The organism is Methanobrevibacter sp. (genome assembly GCF_045586545.1).
Lineage (GTDB): Archaea > Methanobacteriota > Methanobacteria > Methanobacteriales > Methanobacteriaceae > Methanocatella.
Genome location: NZ_JAZNAN010000033.1, coordinates 1 through 9,415 on the forward strand (window position 1 = coordinate 1; position 9,415 = coordinate 9,415).

A 9,415-nucleotide genomic window follows, 5' to 3' on the forward strand; every position below is an offset into this window, starting at 1 on the left:
ATTAATTATTCATCTAATGAGATAATGCTAATGTCATAATTAGAGCCATCTTTAATATCTATAAGAACAGCTCCATTATCTTTAAGCATTCCTGGATTTGCCACATCAGTAGTTTTTCCAATTTTTGAAAGTGATTTGGCTTCATGAATATGTCCGCAAAGGTTAATTTGAGGTTCAAATTCGTGAATTGATTTTTGAATTCCAGGACTACCCACATGTTCGCCATTTGAAACTCTATCAGCATCAGTGTTGAAAGGTGGAGCGTGTGTAACTAAAATCTTAATTTTAGGAACCTCTGAGTTATAAACATAGTCATAATTAGCTAATAAATCATAAACTTGCCTATAAATCTTATCATCATCCATTTCACCAGGAGTATCGAATGGAGTTGGATTAGAACCACCGAATCCGAATAATATTGCATCTCCATAAGCAATGATAGTATTATGAAGACAGAATGCCACGTCATTTATAGCATTACAGATTCCATTTGGGTCACAATTTCCAGGAATTGCAATTACATCAACACCACAATCTGCTACTTTATTAATAAATGTACCTACGAAGTCTAAAGGACCAAAATCAGTAATATCCCCAAGAATTAAAACTAAATCAATATCATTATTATTTAAGTAAGCATATAAATTTTCATTTTCTTCCCCATGAACATCACTAATTGCCAATATTTTTGTCATAATATCTCCTCATTCTTCTAAAAAGAAAGATCCCATTTCCTTTAAACCAAATTGGAGATCTTCTTTATCACCATGTAATTCAACAGTCACATCATCATTGAATTCAATGATAAGACCATTCCATTCTGCTATTTCTTGAACTCTTTCTTCGGCCAATGGAGTTCTTAAATTAATTCTTCCGGTTGTTAAACCTGGAGGTGCATTAATTAAAAATCTTGACCGGGATTTAGCAAATTCAAAAACTTTTTCACCTTGCATGGCCTTTTTAAGCATGTCCATCCATTGGTCAACATATTCATCTCCTTCCTCTTCAGCCATTATTAAAAGAGTTCTTTGAATATTATTTAAAGACATTTCTGCTTTTGCCAAACCATTGATTAATTCAGGATGGGATGGATCTCTTTTATAAGAACTGATAGTAGACCTGATTATTCCCATCTCAGAGTTAATTCCTTTAGGAATCTCATACCCTTTTTTAGTCAAATCTGAAATGAGATGTTGAAGAATTAACCAATTCTGTTCAGAAGGCAAACTCATAAATGTCCACCTATAATTTTTAAAGTAGTATGGTTGATTTTTGCATCAGCATCTTTTAATTCTTGTTCGATTTCATCAGTAGTGGAATAAGAGTCTAAAAACAAAACATGATGAGTAGAAGTACCTGAAATGTTTAAGATTGCTAATTCATCACTAGGTTTTAGTTCTCTTTTATCTATAGTTGCTTTAAATTGTACATAAGGCTCGTATTCTTCTGGAAGGTCAGAATATTTAAATATTCCATCTAATGTTGCTACAAACATAATTTACACCTCTAAATATATAATATTTAATTTTATTTAACTAATCATATATAAACATGATTACGAATTATTCGTATGCAATCAAACTAAAAAAAATGTTAATAAAAAAAATAGTTATCAATATGATAACCATAATCCAAAATGTGTTTTCAATGCCTAAAAAAAGAAAAAAATAAAAGGATTGAAAAATCCTTAAATTTATTCACCTAAAGCTTTTTTGATAGCTGGGGTTGCATCAATTCTTTGAGCATCGAAAGTTAATTCGTCAGCTGATAATCCCATAGCTAATCCGTATAATTGAGCTAAGTGGAATACAGGAAGTGCAAAGTCAGTTCCGTATTTTTCGTTAACTTCAATTTGACCTTGGTCGAATTGTAAGTGGCAGAAAGGACATACGTTAACAATTGCATCTACACCAGCTTCGGTCATGTGGTCGAGTTTTTCTTTAGTGAAACTAGTAGTTACATCTAAATCTCTGGATCTTAAACCTCCACCAGCACCACAGCACATCATTTTGTCTTTGTAGTCAACTGATTTAGCACCAGTAATTTCTACAAGGTCATCTAAAATAGATGGGTTTTCAGCGTTATCTTCAATACCAATAGTTTTAGTTGGTTTTAAGAAGTGGCATCCGTAGTGTACAGCAACATTTAAGTCTAAAGGTTTTTCGATTAAAGATGCTAATTTTTCATATCCAACATCGTCTCTTAAAATTTGAGCGAAGTGTTTTACATCAATAGTACCTTTGAATTCTCTGCCGATTTCAGCTAAGTTTTTGTTAATTTCAGCTTTTTTCTCTTCACTTTCTTTTAACATGTGGTTACATTCAAATAATGAACCGAAACATCCATTACATTCGGTCATGATGTCAGCACCCATGTCTTCAGCAAGAGTTAAGTTACGAGCTGCAATAGTAGCCCAAGTTTCTTCATCAAAAGAACCGAATACACCAGGAGCAGGACAACAAGATGCTCCTTCCATGTCTTTTAATTCAATATCTAATGCTTCGAATAATTTTCTGGTTGCTTTTTCAACACCAGGATAACGGTTGTTCATGATACAACCTAAGAAGTATGCGATTTCCATATTATAACTCTCCTCATAAATCTATTCTTTTAATCCGCCGGTTGCTTCATCGTAACCGATTAATTCGTCAAATCCTGTAAGTTTACAAATAGTTTTAATTTCTTCTAATGCTTCAGGGTAAGCATGAGTTGTAGGTGGAATTTCAGGAAGACCAATTTTTGTTCTTAAAGCTTTAGTAGCATCGTTGATTGGTACACCGTGTCCAGTGTTCATTACAAATACACCAGTCATTTTGTGAGGTTTAGCCATGTATCCAGCGTGAGCTGCGATGTTACGTGCTTTTTTGATAATTTCTACAATTTTAACACTTCTGAGACATCTTTCTTGGCAAGTGTAACAGGTAGTACACATCCATAATGCGTCATCAGTGATAACTTCTTCTTTTAAACCTAATAAACATTTTCTGACAATTTGTCTTACTTTGTATGGAGTTCTTCTTCCAGAAGGACAACTTCCACTACAGGTTCCACATTGGAAACAATGTTTTACAGTTTCGATTCCAGAGTCAATGAATTCAGCAGTGAAATCTGGGTCACGATTACTATCATTTAATAATTCTTTATCAGTCAATAAAGTCATAGTATCTCTCTTTTTATCTTTATCTTTTGAATTTTCTTCAACTTCCTCAACAACATCTTCAGTTGTTTCTTCTTCATCTTCAGGAACTTCTTCTTCTGCAGGAGCTTCCTCTTCAACAGTTTCAGTTTCAACAGGAGCTTCCTCTTCTGCAGGAGCTTCAGCTTCCTCCACAATTTCTTCAGATGAATCTTCTACAGTTTCGATGTCTTCTTTGGAAGTTAAATCTTTATCACCATCATCCATAGGAACAGTTGTTTTTGTTCCAGATACGATTGGATCATTTACTTCTTGTGAAGATGTAACTTCGACATCATCAGATGTGTCTAAAACATCAGCATTGATGTCTTCTTCTTCTTTCTCATTATCCCCTTTAAATAAGGATTTAAGACGATTTATTATAGACATTGAAAACACACCTCGGATAATCATAGGATTATTTCCTCAAATCCATACTAATATTCTTTAAAAAAACATATATAAAGCTTACTAAAAATTTAGCTTGTGTAACCTAAATGATTACACAAAATGAAAAATTTATATAAACCTAAAAATTCAAAGTTAAACTAAAGAAAAATAGGAAAGACATACATGATTAAAAAATTCGAAATCAAATCACATGATGGACCTGGAAGAATCGGAAAAATTGATGGTGAAATCAGCCCAAAAATATTTTTCAGAAATGAACTAAAAATCACCCCAAATGAAGGATCAGCATATAATATTGACCGTGAAATTGCTGAATTTAATGTTAAAGAAACATTAAGGCTTGCACGTGAAAATGTAGATGAATGCGATGTTGCTGTTATCCAGGGTTCCAAATACATTGATTTAAGAATTGAATGCCTAAAACAACTTGAGGAAATGGGTTACAATGGATTTATAATTGCCAACGGTGATGCGCTTTTAACCAACCCAAAAGACCTTGTTGAAGTTGTTATTTCCCTTAAAAAAGAAGCCAAAAAGAATAGTTTCTTTATTTTTTCATTTACAGAACTTGCATTCATGCCTATATTGACCTATATGGGAATTGATGGATTTTTAGCAGATTCTGCAAATTATTATAGTTATTTGAATGTTTTGCAAACTCCAACAAAGACATATGATTTAAATTCTTACCCAATATATGAAGATATCACTCAAGAAGAACTGGAAAAAAAGAATCTTGAAAATATGGAATTTGTAATTAAGGAAATTCATGCACACATGAAAAATAGATCTTTGAGAAATCTTGTAGAAGAACGCTCAGGCACAACTCCACAAAATGTCTCAACATTAAAAATACTTGATAGGACTTGCATGGATTATCTGCTTGAATATACTCAATTATTCTAATATTTCAAATGTCTGAATCATATTTGTGAACTCTCGTTCGGATTCACCAGTTACATCCAAAGTTCGAAGTTCAAATATATAGATATCACCTTTTTCTACAAAAACGTAAGTGTGGATGTCAAAATTGATTTCAGGAGTATCCATATTTGCATGAAGTTTTATAGCGTCTTTATCAGCGATTTGAGTGAAATCTGAAGCTATTATTACTCCACCATCATCTGAAATTATATCTTCCATGAAAATCTTGTAATCGTCAAGGTTTGTGGCTGTCGGGAACATTACGGCATTGATTAGGTTATCTTGACCTTTAGATAATGTTGCAATGCAATCAGGGTTAGATAAGATATCTGCCTTTTCAACTTCCCAGGAATTGGGGTATTCGAAAGTGATTCTGCCAGTATTGAATGTTTTCATGAACTATTCCTCTTTAGATGAAACATCTATTGTTTCATGTTCCTCCAAATCTTCCATCGTATCAATATATTTGGAGAATGGTTCTGGAAGCTTTGGCATTACTTCTTTTAATATTTCAGCAGCGTCAAGTTCTAATGCTTGGCCTGAAAGCAATTGTTCAACATCAAAGTCAAATTCAAAAGGTTTCAACAAATCATCAACAGGTACCCTTAAATTAATTTTTCTTTTGTTAAGTATCATTTTAAGAGTGCTTGTGTTTCTAATTTGGTCATTCATGTCCTCAACAGTGGTTTTTATTTCATATGCTATAGCTTTATTCTTCTCATTTACTTCCATTTTGGACTTTTCAATGGATTTTTCCAAATCTTGGACAAGTTGAGCATTTCTTCTATTAATGTTATCCCTTGCTTCATCAATAACAACATTAATAGCATTCAAAATTGATTTGTTAAGCTCTACGTTATAGGCCAAAATCATCTTATTTTTATAATCGAGCTCTTTAAAAATAGCGACTCTCTCATCATCGATTTTAGTGATTTTTTTGTTCAACTCATGAATCTCATCCTTTGCCTTTAAAAGCTCATCCTTATCGGACAATTGTTCCTTAAGTGAATCGACATCATCAAAAAATGACCCCTTAAGAGTTTGGATTTGATCATTTAATGTTTCGATTTCTGCATCTTTTGCTTCAATTGTATGCTTGAATTCATCGAGTTTTGCATCACTAAACTGGTTGTCAATTAATTTTTGATATTCATCTTGGGACAATACTTTTACTAGCTCATTGTCTTCAAAGGAATCCTCTTTTTTAAGACTGACCTGTTTTTGTTGAGATTCCTTTTCAACAGTATTGCCGTCTTTATCTTTACTAGTGTATTTTTTAGTATAAACTCTAACAGTTCTAAATTCATCACTTTCCATTTTAACACCCACTCTATATTAATAAATAGATTTGTTTTATTTAAATAGTTAATGATTAAAAAAAGAAAAAAAAGAAGAAAAAATTTTATTTATCTTCTTTTTCCATCCACAATAACATTGCCTCTTCAATTGCTTTGGAATACCATCCAGTTTTGAATAACATTTTATTGGAGGCTATTTTACGAAAATTCAAGTCAATGTCATTATTGATGCTAATTGTTACACGTCTGTTTCGAGTCATACAAATAGATTGTGCATACTAGTTAATAAACGTTTTAGTGTAATTTCGGGGCATTTTAACATGTGATTTTTAACATTGCACTAATGCTGAAATTATTAATCCCCTTCTGCTTTTGCAAGAATCAATTGAAAGACAAGATTCATTTTTTGCATAATCAAATTTCAACAATTCTCAAGTAATTAGTTTTACTTGCTTCACCTAATGGAAATCCGCCAGTAACTACTATTAAATCTCCGTTATTTAGATTAAATTCTTTTTGAGCCATTTTTCTTGCATTTTCAACCATTTCATCAGTACTTTCATATATATCAGTTATTATGGGTTTAACACCAAAGTTTAAAACAAGCCTCTCTGCAATATGATTGGATGGACAGCAAGCCAAAATTATGGAGTTTGGTCTAAAATTACTAATCCTGCGAGCTGTAAACCCTGTAAGAGTAGTTGTAACTATTAATTTGATGTCCATGAATTCAACAGCGCCTACAACTAATTTGGCAATTGTATCACTAACGCCTATTGAGCCCTTGTAAGCGACATGCTTTGTATAGTCAATAGTTGATTCTACATATTTGCATATTCGATCCATTGTCTCAACTGACTGTATTGGATGTTTTCCGATGGTAGTTTCTCCAGAAAGCATAACACAATCAGTTCCGTCCAATATTGCATTAGCTACATCTGAAACCTCTGCTCTTGTAGGCCTAGGACTATCATACATAGACGCTAGCATTTCAGTAGCAACAATAGCAAACTTGCCCTTTTCCCGGCATTTTCTAATAATAGCCTTTTGCAGCATTGGCAACTCTTCCAGTGAAACTTCTACTCCCAAATCCCCTCGAGCCACCATGATGCCATCAGATTCATCAATTATTTCATCAATGTTTTCAATGCCCCTACGACTTTCGATTTTTGAAATTATAAGGGCATCTCCTCCAGACTCTTCAATAATTTTACGGGCAGCAACCACATCCTCTTTTGTATTCACAAAAGATAAAGCCAAATAATCGCAGGCATGTTGTGATGCAAAGGTTATGTCTTTTTTATCCACTTCACTCATGAAATCCAATTTTAAGTCTACACCAGGAACATTTATAGTCTTTTTATCCTGAATTTTACCATCGTCTAAAGCTTTTAACAGCACATAATCATTTTTCTTATCAATGACCTCCAATTCAAGCAAAGCATTATCTATAAACACCTTGTCCCCTATGTTTATAAAGTCAATTGCATCGCTATGATTAATTCCGAATTCCTCTTCATTCCCAAGTATGCAGGTCTTACTCATCTTTATAGTATCTCCTTCCTGAAGAGCTACACCACCGTTTTTAAATTTTAAAGTTCTGAATTCAGGCCCTTTGGTATCATACATTATAGCTATAGGCACATTACATGCTTTACGTACTTCACGGATAACCTCTATTGTTTTTAATATTCCTTCTTCTGTAGCATGGCTAAAATTAATACGTGCACAATCCATTCCTTTATTAGCCATTTCACTCATAATCTCGACAGAATCACATGCTGGACCTACACTACATATAATTTTTGTCTTTTTCACAATATCCTCTCCAAACAACCTTTTCTTATTTATGAACCAAAACTAAGAAAAGGCAAATCATTACAATGCAAACTTAATTAATAGTATAAAATGAGAAAGTTATATAATTTGTGAAAAAACCTGCCAAAAAAATAAAAAAAAGAATTAAATAAAAATTAATTCACTTAAAAGAAGCAGTATCTGCCATTGCCTTCATAACATCTAAATTGTTTCCAGAGATGGCAATTAATTGATTATTGTCAGGATTTTCTAAATAAAGCACATATTCCCCATAGTGAATATCGGTCATGTTGCCTTCAACGGACACATCGGTAACATCAGAAACATTTCCATCTTCACTTGATGCTTCACCAGAGACTTTTATTCCGTCAGCAGAAATAGAAACATTCTCTCCATTTGCATCATGGATTTCTAAAACACCATCTGAAAATGAAATCCCATCACCATTATCGGAGATATTTATATTTCCATCAGATGAAAAAAGCCCATCGAAAAAGCTGAATATGCTATCTAAATCATTTCCAACATCAAAATTAAAAAGATTATTAGAATTTTGAGTTTTGACTATGACATAACCATCATTCTCTTCAACAATTTCACCATCCTTTTGTAAATCGTTTGTAAAGTCAGATATTACGTTTTTGTCAGGGGATGAATCTTTTAAATATATAACTGCGCTTACATCATCAGAATTATTTCCTGAATTTTCAAATACTAACATATTCATTGCCACGTCTCCGGCATTGATGTTAGTAGTAACCTCTTCGCTAAAATCACTGCCAGAAGGAATGTCTATTGCAAAATTTTCATTGTTAAAATCATTTTTAACTAAATCCACTGCATTAACGGCTGAAATTACCATTGCAATAACAGCTACAGCAGCTAAAATGCATAATATTTTAGAGTTAATCTTCAAATTATCACTATTAATACTATTTAAACCATGTTAAAAAAATTTTTCATTATCCAAGCGGATCGTTACATATCCTGATTTCAAAAGCTCGTAAAAATCATTTAAAAAAAGTAAGAAGTATCAGAAGGCTGAAATACAAATTAACCTGTGCAGATTAAATTTTTTGCCTCCAATACAACAAATTAATATTAGTTAATTCTAACCAAATCTTTCAATAAGGTATTTTCCAATGACATATAGTGGAGTAAGAATGAAAAGACCTAGTGCTATTAGGATTAATATTGTTCCAAAATCACTTACTTGTCCGTTTGGAGACGATGACATTGCACCAATAAAAGACAAAACGGTTGGAAGTATACACATTGCAGAGAAAATTTTAAGAAAATACATTCCTCTGTTTTCCTTAGATTCATTTTTCACACTGGGAACAACCATATTTTCAACAGTCGCAACAGGACCAAGAGAAGCAACAGAACCAAGAACGTCATCACTGACAACCGGGTCCTTAATAGGCATATCTAACAATTTAGAAACATCAATAACCAATTGCTTAAACTCCTGAGAAGGATTTGGATAGGCATCCAGCCAATGCTTATTCTCCAAAAAGAACTCCAAACCACCATCTAACCTAGAATTATCAATCTTAAAAACAATAATAGGAACATTATTAGAAAATGCCATATCTACTTCAGTATTAACATAATTAGAAGCCTTAGCATGCTCAGAAAACACCAAAACCATGGACTTAGAAGCCTTAATAGCAGCAGTAATCTCCTCAGCAATATGGCCAATACCTACATCACGAGGCTTAATCCAACACTTAAACTTATTCTCCTCCAAAACATGACAAATCGCATCAGCAGCATTCTTATCACT

Annotated in this window: 12 protein-coding genes; 1 reads left to right on the forward strand and 11 read right to left on the reverse strand. The window is 32.9% G+C overall.

Annotated features, from left to right (window positions below; all coding sequences use genetic code 11):
• Positions 1–5: 5 nt before the first annotated feature.
• The 5 genes from ACKI3D_RS02925 to hdrC all read right to left on the reverse strand — a co-directional run bounded on the left by ACKI3D_RS02925 (position 6) and on the right by hdrC (position 3,565).
• A complete protein-coding gene (locus tag ACKI3D_RS02925) occupies positions 6–695 on the reverse strand; it encodes a metallophosphoesterase (RefSeq protein WP_407392195.1) in 690 nt (229 codons plus the stop codon).
• A 9-nt stretch (positions 696–704) separates the two neighbouring features.
• Positions 705–1,232, reverse strand: a complete 528-nt coding sequence (locus tag ACKI3D_RS02930; protein ID WP_407392197.1) for a DUF2096 domain-containing protein — start codon at positions 1,230–1,232, stop codon at positions 705–707.
• Positions 1,229–1,495 (reverse strand): DUF749 domain-containing protein, encoded by a 267-nt coding sequence (locus tag ACKI3D_RS02935; RefSeq protein ID WP_407392199.1) that lies wholly within the window; start codon positions 1,493–1,495, stop codon positions 1,229–1,231. Before ACKI3D_RS02935 ends, ACKI3D_RS02930 begins: the two co-directional genes overlap by 4 nt.
• 198 nt (positions 1,496–1,693) lie before the next feature.
• Positions 1,694–2,581, reverse strand: a complete 888-nt coding sequence (hdrB, locus tag ACKI3D_RS02940; RefSeq protein ID WP_407392201.1) for a CoB--CoM heterodisulfide reductase subunit B — start codon at positions 2,579–2,581, stop codon at positions 1,694–1,696.
• 21 nt (positions 2,582–2,602) lie between these two features.
• Positions 2,603–3,565, reverse strand: coding sequence for a CoB--CoM heterodisulfide reductase subunit C (hdrC, locus tag ACKI3D_RS02945; RefSeq protein WP_407392203.1), 963 nt, complete (start codon positions 3,563–3,565; stop codon positions 2,603–2,605).
• Positions 3,566–3,748: 183 nt separating this feature from the next.
• Between hdrC and ACKI3D_RS02950 the strand changes: the two genes are divergently transcribed.
• Positions 3,749–4,492, forward strand: a complete 744-nt coding sequence (locus ACKI3D_RS02950; RefSeq protein ID WP_407392205.1) for an archaeosine tRNA-ribosyltransferase — start codon at positions 3,749–3,751, stop codon at positions 4,490–4,492.
• Here the strand turns inward: ACKI3D_RS02950 and ACKI3D_RS02955 are convergent.
• The 6 genes from ACKI3D_RS02955 to ACKI3D_RS02980 form a co-directional block, all read right to left on the reverse strand.
• A complete protein-coding gene (locus tag ACKI3D_RS02955; RefSeq protein WP_407392207.1) occupies positions 4,484–4,906 on the reverse strand; it encodes a hypothetical protein in 423 nt (140 codons plus the stop codon). The two genes, ACKI3D_RS02950 and ACKI3D_RS02955, sit on opposite strands and share 9 nt — an antisense overlap.
• 3 nt (positions 4,907–4,909) lie before the next feature.
• Complete coding sequence (locus ACKI3D_RS02960; protein ID WP_407392209.1) at positions 4,910–5,827, reverse strand: hypothetical protein; 918 nt, start codon at positions 5,825–5,827, stop codon at positions 4,910–4,912.
• Positions 5,828–5,912: 85 nt separating this feature from the next.
• Complete coding sequence (locus tag ACKI3D_RS02965) at positions 5,913–6,068, reverse strand: hypothetical protein (RefSeq protein WP_407392211.1); 156 nt, start codon at positions 6,066–6,068, stop codon at positions 5,913–5,915.
• A gap of 154 nt (positions 6,069–6,222) precedes the next feature.
• Positions 6,223–7,626: a pyruvate kinase gene (gene pyk / locus ACKI3D_RS02970; RefSeq protein WP_407392213.1), complete on the reverse strand. Its 1,404-nt coding sequence runs from the start codon at positions 7,624–7,626 to the stop codon at positions 6,223–6,225.
• A 160-nt stretch (positions 7,627–7,786) separates the two neighbouring features.
• Positions 7,787–8,542 carry a hypothetical protein gene (locus ACKI3D_RS02975; protein ID WP_407392215.1) on the reverse strand — a complete coding sequence of 252 codons (756 nt, stop codon included), beginning with the start codon at positions 8,540–8,542 and terminating at the stop codon, positions 7,787–7,789.
• A gap of 195 nt (positions 8,543–8,737) precedes the next feature.
• A partial coding sequence (locus tag ACKI3D_RS02980; RefSeq protein ID WP_407392217.1) for a toll/interleukin-1 receptor domain-containing protein occupies positions 8,738–9,415 on the reverse strand: 678 nt, incomplete at its 5' end.

What these genes read in the sequence shown, in the direction of transcription:
- ACKI3D_RS02925 (WP_407392195.1), bottom strand. Translation starts at nt 695, where the DNA reads ATGACAAAAATATTGGCAATTAGTGATGTTCATGGGGAAGAAAATGAA.
- ACKI3D_RS02930 (WP_407392197.1), bottom strand. Translation starts at nt 1,232, where the DNA reads ATGAGTTTGCCTTCTGAACAGAATTGGTTAATTCTTCAACATCTCATT.
- ACKI3D_RS02935 (WP_407392199.1), bottom strand. Translation starts at nt 1,495, where the DNA reads ATGTTTGTAGCAACATTAGATGGAATATTTAAATATTCTGACCTTCCA.
- hdrB (WP_407392201.1), bottom strand. Translation starts at nt 2,581, where the DNA reads ATGGAAATCGCATACTTCTTAGGTTGTATCATGAACAACCGTTATCCT.
- hdrC (WP_407392203.1), bottom strand. Translation starts at nt 3,565, where the DNA reads ATGTCTATAATAAATCGTCTTAAATCCTTATTTAAAGGGGATAATGAG.
- ACKI3D_RS02950 (WP_407392205.1), top strand. Translation starts at nt 3,749, where the DNA reads ATGATTAAAAAATTCGAAATCAAATCACATGATGGACCTGGAAGAATC.
- ACKI3D_RS02955 (WP_407392207.1), bottom strand. Translation starts at nt 4,906, where the DNA reads ATGAAAACATTCAATACTGGCAGAATCACTTTCGAATACCCCAATTCC.
- ACKI3D_RS02960 (WP_407392209.1), bottom strand. Translation starts at nt 5,827, where the DNA reads ATGGAAAGTGATGAATTTAGAACTGTTAGAGTTTATACTAAAAAATAC.
- ACKI3D_RS02965 (WP_407392211.1), bottom strand. Translation starts at nt 6,068, where the DNA reads ATGACTCGAAACAGACGTGTAACAATTAGCATCAATAATGACATTGAC.